Source organism: Sporobacter termitidis DSM 10068, from assembly GCF_900130065.1.
In the GTDB taxonomy this organism is placed as follows: Bacteria; Bacillota; Clostridia; order Oscillospirales; family Oscillospiraceae; genus Sporobacter; species Sporobacter termitidis.
Map to the genome: position 1 here is coordinate 151,045 of NZ_FQXV01000005.1, position 16,693 is coordinate 167,737.

Below are 16,693 nucleotides of genomic sequence, written 5' to 3' on the forward strand. Positions count from 1 at the left end.
TTAAATTATCCGGCGGACTGATTGCTTATGGGGCAATCCGCGCGTATAATAACGCCGTGTCCTGACAGCAAGGGCGCGCGGCGTTGAGGATAAAGCTTGGGATATAGTTTCCGATAAATAAAGGGCGCGCCGCAAACGCATAAGCGTTGCGGAACGCCCTTTTAACAGAAGCCAAGTCAGTTCTTACCAAGCGCCGTCCAGCCCATAGACCCGCCGGAATTTGTCCGTCAGGTAGCTGAGATAATACTTTGGGTCAAAGGGTGCCCCGGTGGCCGACAGCAGCAGCTCGTCCGGCTCTTTGGCGGCGCCGAAGCGCCAGATCTTTTGCTCCAGCCAGCGGGCCAGCGGCGACAGGTCGCCGGAACGGACGGCGGCCTCGATATCGAGTTCCCTGCCCATGGCGGCATAGAACTGGGCGGCGTAGGCGCTCCCCACGGCGTAGGAGGGGAAATAGCCGAAGCTGCCACCGCTCCAGTGGCTGTCCTGCAGCGCGCCGCGGCGGTCGTCGGGGACGTCGACGCCCAGGTAGTCTTTCATAAGCGAGGCCCAGAGCGCGGGGATGTCCTTGGCGATGATCTCCCCCGCGAAAAGCTTTTTTTCGATCTCAAAGCGCACCATGACGTGCAGGCTGTAGGTCAGCTCGTCGGCCTCCGTGCGGATCAGCGACGGCTCGGCGCGGTTGACGGCCAGCCAGAAGCGATGGGCGTCCACGTCCTTGAGCTGCGCGGGGAAAAGCGCCGAGAGCTTCGGGTAAATCGCCTGGACAAACGCCTCGCTGCGCCCCACCATATTTTCAAAAAAGCGGGACTGGCTCTCATGGATGCCCATGGAGGTACCGTGCCCCAGGAAGGTGTACATCAGTTCGTCCCCGGTGTGCAGCTCATACAGGGCGTGCCCGCCCTCGTGGATGGTGGAATACATGGCGCCGGCCAGATTGTCCGGCAGGTATTTCGTCGTGATGCGCACGTCGTGCTTTGTAAATTCGGTGGTAAACGGGTGCTCCGTCTCGGCGATGGCGCAGTATCTTCTGTCGATTGTGAGCACCTGCATAAGAGCATCGGAGAGCGCGCGCTGCTTCTCCACCGGATACTCCCGGAATAAAAATCCGTTGTCGGGCTGCGCCCCTTTGTCCGTGATGCGCTGCAGGAGCGGCACGATCGTCCGGCGCAGCCCGCCGAAGAAGGTTTCGAGCTTTTCTTTCGTCATGCCGCGCTCGTGGTGGTCAAGCCAAACGTCGTAGGCGTCCTTCCCCGGCGCGTAATAGCCGGCAAAGCGGATCATCGTCCCGACGATCCGGTCGATATAGGGCGCGAAGGACGCGTAGTCGTTTTCCTGCTTGCTGCGGTGCCAGACGGCGGTGGCCTCGTTTATCAGGGCGGCATAGGCGGTGTATTCGTGCTTGGGGACTTTGCTGATCTGGTCGTATTCGCGCCGGATCACCCGGACCTGCGCGTTTTGAAGCTCCGAAAGCTCCGCCTGGCGCGTCTGTAAAAAATCCAGCAGCGCGCCGACATGAGGACTGGCCAAAATCTCGAAATCCCGCCCGCTCAAAATGGCCATCGCTTCCCCGCGGCCCTGGGTGCTGCCCTCCGGCGCGCCTGTCACGCTGTCGTAATAGAGGATGCCCTCGGCATACTGAAAGGCAAAATACTCCTTTTGCAGTGCCGCCAGCTCCTCAAGCGCTGTCGCCAGCTCCAAATCAATCACTCCTTTTCCGTTATTATTGACCTATTTTAAAATGAATTGCGATTTAATAATCAAAACCGGCCGAGGTAATAAAATGAACATTGTCTTACTGGAACCCGAAATACCGTTCAACACCGGAAATGTCGGAAGGACGTGCGTGGCGGCAAACGCCTCCCTGCATCTGATAAAGCCGCTCGGCTTTACGCTGGACGAAAAGCACATCAAAAGAGCGGGCCTCGATTACTGGAAAGATCTCGACTTACATGTCTATGACAGCTACCGGGACTTTCTCGAAAAAAACAGCTTTCCAAGGGTCATCATGGCGACGACGAAGGCGCTGAAAAAATACAGCGACGTGGCCTATACCGGCGGCGACTTTATCCTGTTCGGCAAGGAGAGCGCCGGCATACCGGAAAGCATCCTAAAGGACAATAAGGACTATTGCGTGCGCATACCGATGTTTCAGGACACGCGGTCCCTCAATCTGTCCAACGCCGTCGCGATCGTCCTTTACGAGGCTCTGCGGCAGCAAGATTTTGCCGGGCTGGAGGCCAAAGGCGCGCTGCATCATTTAAGCTGGGGCTGAAAGCAGATGCCTCACCCCAGCAGCCCGCGGTAAATGCGCTCGTCCGCCGGATTAAACACGTTGAAAACCACCCGCTCGATCGATGAAGGCTCATTCAGGAACTCTTTAACGGTTTGAACGGCGAGCTCCGCCGCCTTGTCCTGCGGAAAGCGGAAGACGCCGGTGGAAATGCAGCAGAAGGCGACGGCGCGGCAGCTGTTTTGCGCCGCCAGCTTCAGGCAGGAGAGATAGCAGGAGGCCAGCAAAGCGCAGTCCTGCTCTGTCAGCGGATGATCGATGATCGGGCCGACGGTGTGCAGGACGTATTTTGCCGGGAGATTGTACCCGGGGGTGAGCTTGGCCTGCCCGGTGGGCTCCTCATGGCCCTGTGCCGTCATGAGCTCATGGCAGCGCAGCCGGAGCTGCACGCCGGCAAAGGTGTGGATGCAGTTGTCGATACAGGCGTGGCAGGGCTGCCAGCAGCCCTCCATGCGGCTGTTGGCGGCGTTGACGATGGCGTCGACCTTCAGCGCCGTGATGTCGCCCCGCCAGATGGCAAGCCGGGGATTGGACGGCACGGCCGGCAGCGACGCCGCGTCAACAATGCCGCGTTCCGCGAGGCGTTCCGACAAATACTCGTCCTGCACCTTTTGGAAAGCCTCCGTCACGGGCATGGCGGGCCGGACATTCATCAAAGAGCGTAAAAGCCGCCGCTGCTCCTCCCTGTCGGCCGGTATCTCCATGCCTTTGTATTGAGCGCTTTCCGCCAACAGCCTTTCAAGCAGATACAGTCTTCTTTCGTCCTGGGTCATCTCATTTCCTTTCCGGCGGCAGCGCCTCATAGAGCCGCCGGATGACATCCCCGGCGTCGTACGGCATGGGCGTGGCTTTGCCCTTCAGCTCTTCGGGCACCTCTGAAAAGCCGCCGTGGCCGGGCCACTCCCTGTATTCCTTGTTGACGCGGAACAAATGGGCGTTCCCGCTGGCGTACGCCAGGCGCTCAAAGGGCCAGCGGATCACGGCGGGCGTGTTGAAGCCCACGCCCAGCTCGACGATGCAGAGCTTTTTCCCGCCGGTGGTGCCGATCCAGTCATAAAAGCGCTGCTGCTCTGCCTTATAGCCCTCAAAGGCGCGAAAGGCCGTATAAAGCGGCGCGCCGCAGTAAGGGCAGTAGGGTATGGCGCTCTCATCGGAGATCATAAAGGTTTCCGGGTCAATAAGCGGGAGCAGCTTATCGATATGGGGCTTGATCTCCCAGGTCTCCCTGGTGCAGTTTTCCGTGCACCGCAGCCTGTCGTAGCTGCCCTGGGCCTCAAACACCCGGTCCATCGGAAAGCCGGCGCGCATCAGCTGCCGGTCGCAGTTTGAGGTGACGGCGAAAAAGTCCCTGCCCTCCACGAGCTTTAAAAGCTTTTTGTAAAGCTCGGACGCGGGGAAGGTATACCGGACAAAATTGATGTGCCGGATCAGATAGGCCCACTCCCTGGCCTGGGGCCAGCCGTCGTTTTCATGCTGGAAAAGCTCGTAGGGGTAATGATAGCCCAGGGCCGCCATTTCCGGCTGAAACTGCTTAAACAGCGCCTCGTCCAGATAGCTCAGTCCGGCCGCCGCCGACAGGCCCGCGCCCGCGCCGAGGAGTATCTTGTCGGCTGAATCCAGCCAGGTCCTGAGTTCTTCCACCGATTCGGCAAAGCCTTTATCTGTATGATGATCTGCCATAATGTCCTCCATGCTTTTGCTCCTATAAATATAGTCCAAACCGGCGGAAAACACAATGATGGAGACAGGGGCAAAACCAGATAGGTCATTGCGGGGAGTGAAACGGCGAAGGCTGACAAGGCTGTATTGGCGGTTATCCCTCCTCTTCGGGGATGACGGAGGTGATCATCGTCATCGTGCAGCAGGCGCTCCAGGTGGACCAGCTCCAGCCGTCCGAGGCCACGGGGCCCTGGGTGATATCGGCCTTCTCCCCGGTCAGGCGGTAATACTCGTAGGGCGCAAAGCCCAGGATGACGCCGCGCTCCTTCACAGTGTCGCACCAGCGGCGGGCGATGAGCGCCGCCTCCTTCTTTTTGCCGGCGATATCGAGCCCCACGGTGAGGATCAGGTGGGGCGGCGCGACGACCCTGCCGCTGACGAAGGTGTTCGCGCCGTAATCGCAGAGCGGACTCTTGAGGCTCTCGGTACAGAGCCCGATCTCGCAGAGAAAGTCCCCCTCCTCCGTAAGGCGCCGGGCCACCTTGTCGATAATATGCCGGGGCAGGCGGTCTCCTAAGAGGATGGGCTGGTAGCAGGCCAGGCTCATGCTGTCCACGGGCTTGCCGCCCACGAAGGTGGCGAATTTTTCGCCGTCCCAGAACTCCCGCACCAGTGTGTCCAGCAGCCTGTCGCTGCGGGCCTTCCAGCTGTCCGCCTGGGCGGCCTTGCCGCAGCCCCGGGCCAGGCGGGCGGTCATCTCCATAAGGACGATGACAAAGGCGATGATGTCGGGGTTTTGGGCGGGAAAGCCGTCCTTGAAGATGGAGGCGTCGTCCCAGCCGGAATCGTTGGGGTTATTGACGGCGGTCACGTCGCCGCCGCGCCCGGCGTTCCGGTACATCAGCCAGTATTCCGCCCATTTGGCGAACCTGGGATACATCCGCTCACATTCGGCCGGGGTCAAGAAGCTGTCGCCGGCCCGGCGGATCAAAACGTCCAGCGCGAAGCCCTGGAAGGGCGGCTGAATGCCGGGGTTGCTCCCGCCGAGATAGGAGATGAAGCTTGGGAGCCGCCCTGTCCGCTCGTCCTGATACAAAAACAGGGTGCAGATCTGCCGCCAGGCCTCTTGGGGATTGTTCAGCATCGTCATGCCGTGATAGCTCTGCTGCCAGGAGAAAATGCCCGCGATGGAGCACTGGAACAGGATGCCGGGCTCCTTAAAGCCGCCACCGGCCTTGGCCCGGTGGCTCCAGATCTGATAGGCCGCGTAGTCCCGCAGCTCCTCATACCCCTCCGCCGCCGGGCGATAATTTTGCTTGAAAGCCTCGAAGCTGTCGAGACTTTCCCTGATAAGCGCGTCGAAGGGCGGATACGCCTCGTCGCCGATCACGAGCTCCTCCATGTCCTCGTGGACGGCGGCCTCAAAGGTGCCGCCCTCGCCGGGGAGAATATCGAAAATCACCGCGTCGTAACCGCCCGTTTCCTCATTCCACGGACATATGGCCTCTACCCTGCCCTTCAGGGCTTTGAACAGGAATTTGCCGTATGTGCCGAAAACGGCCTCAACGGCGCCGTCCGGTTTTCTCCGCACGCCGTGGCAGGCAATCGTGCCCATATCCTCTATGGCGGGGCAGAGCTCCACCCGCAGCGCGACGCCCGCGCCGCGGACACGGAGCTGCTCCCGGTCCGTCAGCACGAATTCGGCGCTGCCCTTTTCGCTGTCCATCCGGAGAACGCCCGCATCGGAAAAATATGTATAGGGCAGCTCCGCGCCGCCGGAAAACAGCCGGAGATTAAAAAGGAAAGGGCTCGTCAGCACAATGGACGCCGGCTTGTAGTTCGTCAGGCGCAAGAGATGGGAATAGTAATCCTCGAATATAAAGAAGGCGCTGGCGCTGCGCGCGAAAACAGCCCGCTGGAGATTGAATTTTTCGTTTGTCCCAAACATATCGGTGCACCCCTTTCTTATTGGAGCGTCCCGCCCAGCGCCAGCAGGGCGGCGCAGACGGCCGGGGCGTAAAACTCTCCCGCCGGGATACTTTTCCCGCGGTCCTCCCTGGCGCCGCCGGCGGCGCAGGATTTAAGGACTTCCGCCGCCCCCGCTCTCGCCTCCCGCTCCCGGCCGAGGTCACCGAGGCCCAGCAGGATCAGGGTTGAGGGGATCACGGCGGCGTTCTCCCAGGAGACGGCCGCCACCTTTTCAGCCAGAACGGCGGCAATCGGTTCGGGCAGCCGACTGCCGAGGATGAGCGGCATCAGGCCGAGCAGGCCGCCGGCCGGCGCCGCTTCGCCCGTCAGGGCGTTGACGCTTATGAAGCCAGCGCCGTCCCACAGCGGCCCTGTCAGAAAGTCCAGGTGACGGCTGCTGAGCGCTTTCCAGGAAGCGGCGTCTTCCGCTTTGCCCAGCAGCCCGGCGATTTTTGACAGATCCTCCGAGGCCAGCGCGATATAGGCGGCAAGGTCCGGCGCCTCGGCGGGCGTGCCGCAGCCGAAGACGGGCTCCCGGGGCCAGCCGCACTCATGGCGGTAGGCGTAAAAGCAAAGCCCCGCGTCACTGGCCCGGTTGTCCAGCCACCAGCCCACAGCCCCGGACATCGCCTCATAAAAGCCGGAAAGCTTCTCCCGGGAAACATCATTGATGCTGCCATTGCCGATTAGGCGGCTGACGGTATAGGCGTAAACGGGCGGAACGGCCTCGTACAAGCACTGCCGGTCCGCGGCCCAGGCCGGCACAAGCCCCCGCGCCGTGGCGAAGCCCAGCATGCCGCCGATGAGCTCCAGCGACGCCGAAGCGTCTTTCAGGGCCAGCGCCGCGGCGAACTGCTCCAGGGCGTAAAGCTTCGGGTCGCTCAGTTTGCCGGCGCAAATCAGCTCCCGGCCCTTAAACGGCAGGAAGCCCATCCAAAGCGCGTATGCGGCGGGGCCGAGAGGCCCGTCGTCCCCGGGCTCCGGCAGTCCGGCGGCGAAGGCGGCGTAATCGGCCGCGGACGCGGCGGCGCAGCCGTCCAGACTTTCGGCGATGCCGGGCAGCTCATACGCGTCGTCCGTGTCGTAAACGGCCAGGTCGAAGGTCCCGTCCTCGCCGGGCTCTATGCAGATGACAGGGTCCGTGCAGCGGAGGGCCTTCAGCGCCCACCGGCAGTCCAGCGTCACGCTGCCTTTCAGCGCTTTGATGAGGTACACCGCCGCCCCCATCGTCAGCTCGACGCCGCGCCCGGTCTTTATGGCGTTCCCGCCGAAGCCGAGCCTGCCGTTTAACCGGAGCCCGACGGCTTTGCCCTCGATGCGGAGGACCTTCGCGCCGTCCAGGGCGAAACGGACGCTGCCTTCGGCCGTTTCCAGCGCCACAAAAGCCGGCGTGGCCGTGTACGTGTACGCAAGCTCCCCGCCCACAAAGGTCGGCGTGATGCGAATGAAGCCTGCGGGCCCCGCGGCCGGGCCGCCGATGAAACCGCCGCCGCTCTCCGCCGCGAGCCCCAGGTACAGCCCCCTGGCCCAGCCCGTGCCGAGGGGGTCCGTCTCCTCGTAGATCAGGTGCCTTGACAGCCGTCTGCCAAAGGGTATCTTTTTCAGGTCAAGCTGCATTTTAAAGCTCCTTTCTTTTTTGTTGACACTTTTATCCATATATTACCATGCGGCGGGTTGTTTGCATAGCGCCGTCATTGGGAGCGCCTGTACCGGGATATAGCGGGAGTACAGAGCTGAATAGCAAAAAACGGCGCATCCTCTCAGGATGTGCCGTTTTTTTCACTCAATGCCTTAAATACCCGCTATTTCGCAGCGACGCTTCCGACAGCCGACCGTATTTTTTTTGCAAGCAGCACGAGAACGAGGACGGCCACGGAAATCAGGGCGGTAAAGCCGCCGGGGGCCACGTTGAGATAATACGAGATAAAAAGCCCCAGCATGATATCTATGACGCTGAAGACAATCGAAAATACCAGCGTGACCTTAAAGCCCCGGCCAAGCTGCAGCGCGGTGGCGACGGGCAGGGCGATCATGGAGCTGAGCACCAGCACGCCGACGATCCTGATGGATACGGATATCGCCGAGGCTACAAGGATGGAAAAAATATAGTTGATCAGCCTGATTTTGACGCCCGCCACCTTGGCGGTCTCCTCGTCATAGGCGATGTAGATCATTTGATGATACAAAAAAATCAGGGTCAAAACCGAAATCACGCCAAGGGCCGCCACCATTATCATGTCGAACCGGGTGACAGTCAGGATGCTGCCGAACATAAAGGAGTCCGCGTTGGCGTGGAGCTTTCCGGAGCTGATGATGGTGATGGCGGTACCCACGCTCAGAGAAAGGACGATGGTGAGAATCAGATCGGTATATTTTTTGAAATAACCGCGCAGAAATTCAATGAGCGCGCCGCAGATCGAGGTAAAGACGAACGCGCCGAGTATGGGATTCTGGCCGGACATCAGCCCGATGGCGATACCGGCCAGCGAGGCGTGGGACAGGGTATCCCCGATCATGGAATAGCGGCGCAGCACCAGAAAGATGCCGATACAGGGGCATAGAATCGAAATGAATACGGAGACGAAAATCGCGTTCTGCATAAAGGTGTAATTTAACATTGGCCTTCCCCTCGCTTTAATGCAAATGCATTTTATTTGCGCTTGACAAAAATATCCCATCGGACTATCATGTATTATAAATGCAAATGCATTTCATTTGCAATAACATTTTCGGAGGTTGATGAATAATGTTAAAAAGATGGGCCGGGCTGCTGCTATGCCTTATCCTCGCCGCGAGCTTAGCGGCGTGCGGCGGCAATAATACGGCGGGCAACCCGACAGATACGCCGGCGGCAACCGGCACGCCGAGCGGCAGCGCGGATCAGACGGCCACCCCGGCGGCGGACAAGATCAAGGTCTCCGTCACTTTTAACGCGATGAAAGAGTTTGTCGCGGCCGTCGGACAGGACAAGGTGGAAATTTCGACGATCATCCCCGACGGGACGGAACCGCACGATTTTGAGCCCAAGGCGCAGGACCTCGTCGCCCTCAGCGCGGCCAAGGTCTTTGTATACAGCGGGCTGGGCATGGAGGCATGGGCCGATAAAGCGGTGCAGGCGGCCAACAACCCGGACCTTGTCACCGTGGAAGCGTCCAAGGGCGGCACGCCCATCACGAATACGGACCCCGGCGAGATCGAGGAGCACGGGCAATACGACCCTCACATCTGGCTCAGCCTGAAAGGCGCGGAGCTTGAAGTGAAAAATATCAAGGACGGACTTGTCCAGGCCGACCCCGCCAATAAGGACTTTTACGAAAAAAACTGCGGCGATTTCGTCGCGCAGCTGGAGAAGCTCTATAACGATTACAACGAAAAGTTTCAGTCCGTGACGAAAAAGAGCTTTGTCACGGGGCACGCCGCGTTCGCTTACCTCTGCCGGGATTTCAGTCTGACGCAAAACAGCGTCGAAGACACCTTTGCCGAGGGCGAGCCCAGCGCGCAGAAGCTGACGGAGTTGGTGGATTACTGCAAGCAAAACGATGTAAAAACAATATTTGTCGAGGATATGGTCAGCCCCGCGGTTTCGCAAACGCTTGCCGGCGAGGTTGGCGCAACGGTTGAAACAATTTACACCATCGAGAGCGGCGAGGACGATATGACGTATCTGGACCGCATGACCGACAATCTGACCAGGATCTACGACAGCCTGACAAAATAAACGGCGAAGAGCCGTTAAAGCGCGGATATAGGATATCCGAAGGAGTTTGGATGATGTATCAGGACAAAACCCTGATCTGCAAGGAGTGCGGCAGGGAGTTTATCTGGACGGCCGGAGAGCAGCAATTCTACGCCGAGAAAGGCTTTTCCAACGAGCCGCAAAGATGCAAGGAGTGCCGGGACGCCCGGAAAAAGGGCGCCGGACCCGCCCGCGAAATGTACGACGCCGTATGCGCGGCGTGCGGCAGGCCGTGCAAGGTCCCCTTCAGGCCGCGCGACGACCGCCCCGTCTATTGCAGCGAGTGCTTTGCCAAGATGAAGGACACCGCCGCGACCTAGACGCAGGACGGCAGCGGCAATAAGAACCTAAAGCAGGAAAAGGGCCTGGATTCCGTGTCCCTGACACGAATCCAGGCCCTTTTCAAACAGTGCGCGCTGCGGTGCACGAAGGACGTCCCGATGAACAGACGGAAGGCGGCGGGAGAATATGGATGCGGACAACTTACATAGCAGACTCAACAAAATCATGGGCCAGATCAGGGCCATCGACAAAATGCTCGACGATGACGTCCGGTGTGAGGAGATACTGATACAGGTCAACGCCGCGAAAAGCGCCCTGCACAAGGTTGGGCAGCGCCTTTTGGAAGACCGCATCGACCGCGGCGTCCGGGAAGGCATCAAGGACGGTGACGCGGAAAAGGCGGTCGCCGGCTTTGCCAGGGCCATAGAATACTTTTCCAGGATTTCGTGACGCTTTTACGCCCTGCCTATCTGGCGTGCTTCGCCTGATACACAGGAGACGTTTTGGCCGGCGGAGCTTCCTCCGGCGGGCTGTCCGCCTCCGCCCTTGCTTCCACGAGCCCGTATTTCACCTTGATCCGGTCCAGCTTTTCCAGCATGGGCCGGGACGCGAGCCAGAGAAAAATGGCGGTAGCGGCGGCGTGGATTAAATCGAAGGGAAAGCCCATAAGATAAGCGCTTAAAAACATCGGCCACGTGGGATGAGCGTTATACAAGACGACGTAGGAGGGGTTCATTACGCCGCCGTAAATGGCGATGGCCGCGAGCCCCCCGAAAATACAGAGCGGCAGGCGGCTCCGGCGGAGCACGCCTTTCCTGAACAGCACGCCGGCCAGGAACCCGATCACGCCCATGGCAAACATCTGCCACGGCGTCCAGGGGCCCTGCCCGAACAGGACGTTGGACGCCAGCATGGTGACCGCGCCCACAAGAAAGCCCGTTTCTCCGCCGAAGGCCACGCCGGAGATGATCACCAGCGCCGCCACCGGCTTGAACTGCGGCAGCATGAAAAAAGCGGCCCGCCCGGCCACCCCGATGGCACACAGGACAGAGATGACGATGAGCTCCCGGGCCTGGGGCTTTCTGCCCTCAAAAACGAGGAAGAACGGGAGCATCGTTTCCAGAAGGATCAGAAGGGAAATAAAATAATACTTGCGGTCCCCGAAATAATAGATGCCGATATAGATCGTCAGGGGGATCGCCAGCACGATCATCACCGCGGCGGCGAGGGTGCGCTTTGACAGCCTGCGCTTACCCACCGGTATCTGTTCGTTTTCAATCGGCCGGCCGCTTTTCTGTCCGACCGCGGCGGCAAGGAGGAGCAGCGCGCCGATCAAAACGGCGTAAAGGCCGAGCCTGCCGCCGCTGAACAGCCAGGGTATGTCCGGTTCCCTGAGAGAGATATACGCCGCGGCGAGCGCGACGGCACCGGCGGCGCCGGCCAGAAGCTTCCGCCACAGGGGGAGCCTTGCGGGCGCGTCCTCCACCGGCCTTCCTTCATTGAGCGGCGGCATATCGCCGTCCTCGGGGGGCAGAGGCGGGGGGCACGGGACAGTCCCGCCGCAGGCGACGATCACGTCCTCCGCCGTGACGGCGCCGGCGAGCAGGTGCCGGGCCATACGGTTGGCCGAGGTGGTGTAAAAGCTGTTGCCGGAAAAAAACGCGCGCGGCGGGCCGTCGGTGACGATGCCCCCGTCGAAAAATAACGCGCAGCGGTGCGCGTATTCGGCGCAGAACTCGATGTCATGGCTCACCATGACGATGGCGACGCCGCGCCGCAAAAGGCTTTTGAGTATTTCGGCAAAGACTTGCTTGAATTCCGCGTCAAGTCCCTTTGTGGGCTCATCCAGCAGGAGTATTCTCGGCTCTGAAAGCAGCACCTTTGCCAGCGCAGCCCGCTGCTGCTCGCCGCCGGACAGGTCGTACGGGTGGCGGGAGAGCAGCGCGTCCAGCCGGCACAGGCGCGACACGCGCCGTATTCTCCGCTCCTTTTCTTCTCCGGGCAGGCGGCTGCCCTTCAGCATTTCCAGCAGGTCCTCCCGCACGTTATTTTTGACGAACAGCGCCTGCGGATTTTGCGGCAGCACGCCCAGCAGCCCTTCAAAAAGGCCGCTCTCCCGCCCCGCAAGCGGCGTCCCCTCCAGCAGGACCTTGCCCCTGTAGGGCCTGCTGACGCCGGAAACGAGCGACAGGGCCGTTGTTTTCCCCGTCCCGTTCCCGCCGAGGATGGCCAGGAGCTCGCCCCGGTACGCCTTGAAGGACAGCCCGCGCAGCACGTCCGGCGTGTCTTTGCCGTACTTGAACCACACGTCGGTCATTTCAACGGCCGGGACGGCGCCGGGCTCCGGCCCGGCTTTCTCTGTGCCCGCCTCGGGGGCATGGATTTCGTGGCGGCGCGCGAATTCGTCGAGCCACAGCCTGCCGTCCCGCACCGTGATCGGGCACTGCTGATCGTTGGGAACGGCCGCGTAGATGCGCGTCGGCGCGGGCATGGAAAGGAACATGGCATGCCCGGCCGCCTTCAGCCTCTCACCCACCGCCTGCGGGGAGCCCTCGCAGAGCAGCCGTCCCTCGTCCATGACGAGGACGCGGTCGCACATGGGGAGCACCTCCTCCAGGCGATGCTCCGTTATGATGACGCTTGTCCCCAGCTCGCGGTTGATCTTGCCCACCGTCGCCAGGAAATCCGCCGCCGCAATCGGGTCCAGCTGGCTTGTCGGCTCGTCCAGGATCAGCACGGACGGCTGCATCGCCATGATTGAGGCCAGATTCAACAGCTGCTTCTGGCCGCCGGACAGCTCCGTGACGTCCTTATAAAACCAGGACTGTATGCCGAAGAAGCTCGTCATCTCCGCCACGCGGCCCCGGATCGCCGGCGTGTCGCAGCCGAGGCTCTCCAGGCCGAACGCCAGCTCGTGCCAGACCTTGTCGGTGACAAGCTGGTTGTCGGGATTCTGCATCACGAAGCCGATGCGGGCGCTCTGTTCCCGCTGGGGTATGGCGGCCAGCGGCTGCCCCTCGAATAATATTTCGCCGCTCAGGGCGCCGTGCGGCGCCAGCACCGTTTTAAAATGCCGCAAAAGCGTTGATTTGCCGCACCCGGAAGGGCCGACGAGCGCGACGAGCTCCCCTTGTTTTACAGAAAAGCTCAAGCCGTCCAAGGCCTTTCTCGTCTGCTCGGGATATGTAAAGGTCAGGCCGCGGACCGTAAAGCTTTCCATTTTCTATCCTCCATAAGATTGAGAAATACCGGCGTTATGCAGAGCGCCAGGTATACGAGAAAGGCGCTGGCGGGGTAAGGCCCCGCCGCGACGCCCTTTATTGTCGGATAATACCGCCAGCGCAGCGCGCCGAGAAACGCGCCCAGAATAAGATACGCCCCGCAGAACAGCAGAAACAGGAGCGCGGCCCGGTCGCGCTTGTCGAAGCGGTAGATGGAGAAGGCCGTGCGGCCGCGGAGGCCATAGCCCCGGCTTTTCATGCTGTCGGCTGTCTCGATGGCGTTTTCCAGCGCCCAGGTGACCAGGATCGACAGGATGGTGACGCCGTTTCGCGCTCTCTGAAAAACGCCGCCGCTCGACGCGTCCCGCCCCACGCACCTCTGCGCATTCGACACCGCTTTGATCTGCGCCTTGAATTTGGGGACGAAGCGGAGCGTCATGGACAGGACGAGCGACATGGCCGGGATGACCCGCCCGAACAGGTATACGAATTTATCCGAGGTCATCACGGCGCTGTAGCAGGAAAACCAGACGATCACCGACGCCAGCATCGCGGCGGCCCCGACGCCGTAAGCGACGGACTCCAGCGTCAGGGGATTGCCGCCGGGGAAATACGCCAGGATCGTCCCGCCCTCATGGCTGAAGGCGGGGTTGACAAGCGCCGTCACCAAAAACATCGGCAGTATAAAAAGCAGATGGAACCGGACGGCTTTTCTCCCGTTCAGGTAAATCGAATACGCCGCGGCACAGGCCAGCGATATCCCCAGGCAGACCGGATGCGCCAGCGTCATGGAAAACGCGAAGACCAGGCCGAAGTACAAAAAACTCACAGAGGGGTGATAGCCGGAAAACGTGTCTTTGCTGACCATAGGCGCCTCACGACCCGCCGGCGGCATAATAGCCGCCCACGTCGGCGCCCAGGTCGGTGGTGTAGACCCACTCGATCACGTCGCCCTCCTTCAGCTGATAACGGGAGCAGCCGTAATTGGGAAACCAGTCGTTGACCTTGTACAGCCAGCCGGAGAGCTCTCCGCAGTCAAACTCGTAGAGATTGCCGATCCCCTTGATGTACGCCGAGTTGTACATGGGCGTGTTTTTGAACTCCATCTGTATCCCGGCTTTTTTCATCTCGCGCTGGAGAACATTAAAAACGCTCTCTCCCTCGTAAAACGTCACTGCTGTGGCGGGAAAGATGACGCCGTCCTCGGGCACCAGCTCGACCTTGTCCGGATCCAGCCAGGATATATTGTCCAGGAGGACGTCGCAGCGGACGGAAAGCGTGCAGGTATGCGCCTCATCCGTGACGACGGCGTTGTCCGGCTCCACCGGCACCGGCTTGCCGGACGGCACGGGGGCGGTCTTATATTGATCCTTGCCCGTCGTGGGGTCCAGCGTCATCCCCTGGGCTTCGGCGTACGCCTTCGACCCTTGCTCGACGCCTTCGGAGGATTTTCCCCCTGTCAGGGCTTTGGCCAGCGCCACCTTTTCATCGGCGGAGAGCGCCTTACCGCCGGTCGAGCCCGGCGGCGGCGACGCCGGTTCGGCCGAAGGCGCGGCGGACGGGGGCGCGGAGGGCTGCCTATCCGGGGTCGCGGACGCCCCGGGCGATTCGGGCGCGTCGGACGTGACGGCGGCCGGCGATACGCCGGACGGCGACGCGCCGGGCTCTGTATGATACGCCGCCTCGACATCGGACGACGCGGCGGACGGGGGCACGGCGGTCCAGCCCCGCAGCCCCGGCGCGTTCCCGCCGTACCAGAACGCAAAGCCCAGCGCGCAGAGGACAAGCAGAGCGCCGACCGCTTTCCAGCGATGCTTTTTGAACAGATTTTTCAAGGCCGCGCCCCCTTACAGAAGATTGGCGTCTCCGAGCATGCCGAACAGCATCTGTGCGACCTCGGAGCGCTTGGCCGGGTCCTTTGGCCGGATCTGGATATCCTCTTCCGGCAGGATACCTTCCTGGTAGCAAAAGGCCAGAGCCTGCCGCGCCCAGTCGGAGGACGCCGTATAGTCGGTAAACTGCGCCAGAACGTCGCGCACCGCGCCGCCGTCCAGGGCTGTGTCCAGCCCGCAGAGCGCCGCCGCCCGCGCGAGCATGACGGCCGCCTCCTCCCGGGTGATTGCGCTCTGCGGGGCGAAGGTCTCCGCCGTGACGCCGCCCGCGATGCCGTAGCTGCTCACCGTGCCGACATAGGCGGCATACCACTCGGACGGCGGAACGTCCGTAAACGCGCCGCCGGCTTTGGGCGTCAGGCCAAGCCCGCGCACCACCATGGCGGCAAACTCGGCGCGGGTCATCGTGGCGTCCGGGTCAAACGTGGTGTCCGTCTTTCCGCTGATGATGCCGCGCTCGGCCAGCGCCTCGATGGCGGGCCGGCTGGCCTGGGCGCTCTCGCCGGCAATATCGCTGAAGGTCTTGCCCGGATAGGCGACGGGTACGGGCCTGACGTCGGCGTTTTTGCCCGCAAGACCCTCGCCCGCTTTCGGGCCGCTGGTGTCTCCGCCGGTTTTGATCGCGTCGCTCATGCGGTAGAGGCTGCTTTTACCCTCGGCGGCCCGCAGCGCCGCGACGATGCCGTAGAAGCCCTGCTCGGTGGCCATCTGGTTGGAGCCGCTGCCGTCGGCGGTGTGCTCGAAGCTGCCGTCCTGCTGCCGGTATGTCAGGAGATTGTCCAGAAGCGTTTTTTCGTTTTTGACGAAGCGGCTGTCGTCAACACTGACGCCCAGCTCGCACAGGCCCACAAGCACTTGGACCACGCTCTCAGAGCTGGCGGCGCCCCATGAGAAAAATCCGCCGCTTGACGTCTGCAGCCCCGACAGGCACGTGAGCGCCTTGTCCACGGCTGTCTTGACGTCATTGTCGCTCATATATTTGGCCAGCGCCTGCAGCGCCATGCCGGTGAGATCGGGATCGGCCGCCTCGGCGCTGCCGCCCTTGCCGGTGAGGGACCAGCCGCCGTCAGCCAGCTGGCGCGACAAAATCTCGTCTACGTACATCTGGCGCGTGGCCTGCGTCTTCGCGCCGGTATTCTTCGGCATGGCGTAGCTGCCGGAATCCAGCGCGATGAGCGCCCAGATGGGGCCGTTGATCCCCTGCCATATGGTTTTGTCAAAGTCGCCCAGGGGCGTGAGCAGGTTGTAGCCCGCCACATTGGCCGGGTCCCTGCCGATGGCCGTGAGCGCCACGGTGACGCGGGAATACTCGGTGTATTTTCTCTCGTCGAGGACGCCGGAGTGCTCTTTGACGTAGGCTTCCACGGTGGCGTAATAGTTCTGATAATACGTGTCCGGCACGTCATAGCCGCTCCGGGCGAGGCCTATAACGGCCCACTCGCCGCCGATGCTGCCCACCAGCGGGTCGGGCACCGTTTTGTACATGTATGCCGCCGTGCCGGCAACGTCGCTTTGCAGCGCGGTTTTGTCCGCGGCCATCGCCGGGACGGCCGCACTTATCGCCAGTATGAGGATAAGAAATACCGATAACGCTTTGCTCATTGCTTTCATTGATATGCCCTCCTTGAAATGTGTTTTTCTTCTC

The 16,693-nt window shown here is 61.4% G+C and carries 14 protein-coding genes; 4 read left to right on the forward strand and 10 right to left on the reverse strand.

Translation table 11 applies throughout. The annotated features are described in order from the left end of the window. Nucleotides 1-183: 183 nt before the first annotated feature. Nucleotides 184-1,698, reverse strand: a complete 1,515-nt coding sequence (locus BUB60_RS08850; protein ID WP_073077893.1) for a carboxypeptidase M32 — start codon at nucleotides 1,696-1,698, stop codon at nucleotides 184-186. 82 nt (nucleotides 1,699-1,780) lie between these two features. On the opposite strand from BUB60_RS08850, the gene BUB60_RS08855 reads away from it, so the two are divergent. After that, nucleotides 1,781-2,272, forward strand: coding sequence for a tRNA (cytidine(34)-2'-O)-methyltransferase (locus tag BUB60_RS08855; RefSeq protein WP_073077895.1), 492 nt, complete (start codon nucleotides 1,781-1,783; stop codon nucleotides 2,270-2,272). Between the two features lie 11 nt (nucleotides 2,273-2,283). On the opposite strand, the gene BUB60_RS08860 is transcribed toward BUB60_RS08855, so the two are convergent. From BUB60_RS08860 to BUB60_RS08880, 5 genes are all read right to left on the reverse strand, one after another. Continuing rightward, complete coding sequence (locus BUB60_RS08860; RefSeq protein WP_073077897.1) at nucleotides 2,284-3,063, reverse strand: protein-ADP-ribose hydrolase; 780 nt, start codon at nucleotides 3,061-3,063, stop codon at nucleotides 2,284-2,286. A gap of 1 nt (nucleotide 3,064) precedes the next feature. Continuing rightward, nucleotides 3,065-3,970, reverse strand: coding sequence for an SIR2 family NAD-dependent protein deacylase (locus BUB60_RS08865; protein WP_143162307.1), 906 nt, complete (start codon nucleotides 3,968-3,970; stop codon nucleotides 3,065-3,067). Between the two features lie 133 nt (nucleotides 3,971-4,103). Continuing rightward, entirely contained in the window at nucleotides 4,104-5,897 is a 1,794-nt protein-coding gene (locus BUB60_RS08870; protein ID WP_073077901.1) for an MGH1-like glycoside hydrolase domain-containing protein, read from the reverse strand. Between the two features lie 17 nt (nucleotides 5,898-5,914). Then, entirely contained in the window at nucleotides 5,915-7,534 is a 1,620-nt protein-coding gene (locus BUB60_RS08875; protein ID WP_143162308.1) for an MGH1-like glycoside hydrolase domain-containing protein, read from the reverse strand. 185 nt (nucleotides 7,535-7,719) lie between these two features. Beyond that, nucleotides 7,720-8,535 carry a metal ABC transporter permease gene (locus tag BUB60_RS08880; protein WP_073077905.1) on the reverse strand — a complete coding sequence of 272 codons (816 nt, stop codon included), beginning with the start codon at nucleotides 8,533-8,535 and terminating at the stop codon, nucleotides 7,720-7,722. Nucleotides 8,536-8,663: 128 nt separating this feature from the next. Here BUB60_RS08880 and BUB60_RS08885 point away from each other — a divergent pair, with 128 nt between their 5' ends. The 3 genes from BUB60_RS08885 to BUB60_RS08895 all read left to right on the forward strand — a co-directional run bounded on the left by BUB60_RS08885 (nucleotide 8,664) and on the right by BUB60_RS08895 (nucleotide 10,385). Further along, nucleotides 8,664-9,635, forward strand: a complete 972-nt coding sequence (locus BUB60_RS08885; RefSeq protein WP_073077907.1) for a metal ABC transporter substrate-binding protein — start codon at nucleotides 8,664-8,666, stop codon at nucleotides 9,633-9,635. Nucleotides 9,636-9,688: 53 nt separating this feature from the next. Then, complete coding sequence (locus BUB60_RS08890) at nucleotides 9,689-9,973, forward strand: zinc-ribbon domain containing protein (protein WP_073077909.1); 285 nt, start codon at nucleotides 9,689-9,691, stop codon at nucleotides 9,971-9,973. Between the two features lie 148 nt (nucleotides 9,974-10,121). Continuing rightward, nucleotides 10,122-10,385, forward strand: coding sequence for a metal-sensing transcriptional repressor (locus BUB60_RS08895; RefSeq protein ID WP_073077911.1), 264 nt, complete (start codon nucleotides 10,122-10,124; stop codon nucleotides 10,383-10,385). A 16-nt stretch (nucleotides 10,386-10,401) separates the two neighbouring features. On the opposite strand, the gene BUB60_RS08900 is transcribed toward BUB60_RS08895, so the two are convergent. Genes BUB60_RS08900 through BUB60_RS08915 form a run of 4 tightly spaced genes read right to left on the reverse strand, consistent with a single transcriptional unit; the run spans nucleotide 10,402 to nucleotide 16,659 of the window. After that, entirely contained in the window at nucleotides 10,402-13,155 is a 2,754-nt protein-coding gene (locus BUB60_RS08900) for an ATP-binding cassette domain-containing protein (protein WP_073077912.1), read from the reverse strand. After that, nucleotides 13,128-14,024, reverse strand: coding sequence for an energy-coupling factor transporter transmembrane component T (locus tag BUB60_RS08905; RefSeq protein ID WP_073077913.1), 897 nt, complete (start codon nucleotides 14,022-14,024; stop codon nucleotides 13,128-13,130). The genes BUB60_RS08900 and BUB60_RS08905 overlap by 28 nt, the downstream gene beginning before the upstream one ends. Before the next feature lie 7 nt (nucleotides 14,025-14,031). Beyond that, a complete protein-coding gene (locus tag BUB60_RS08910; RefSeq protein ID WP_242941175.1) occupies nucleotides 14,032-14,991 on the reverse strand; it encodes a DUF4430 domain-containing protein in 960 nt (319 codons plus the stop codon). 12 nt (nucleotides 14,992-15,003) lie between these two features. Next, entirely contained in the window at nucleotides 15,004-16,659 is a 1,656-nt protein-coding gene (locus BUB60_RS08915) for an S-layer homology domain-containing protein (RefSeq protein WP_073077914.1), read from the reverse strand. Between the last annotated feature and the right edge of the window lie 34 nt (nucleotides 16,660-16,693).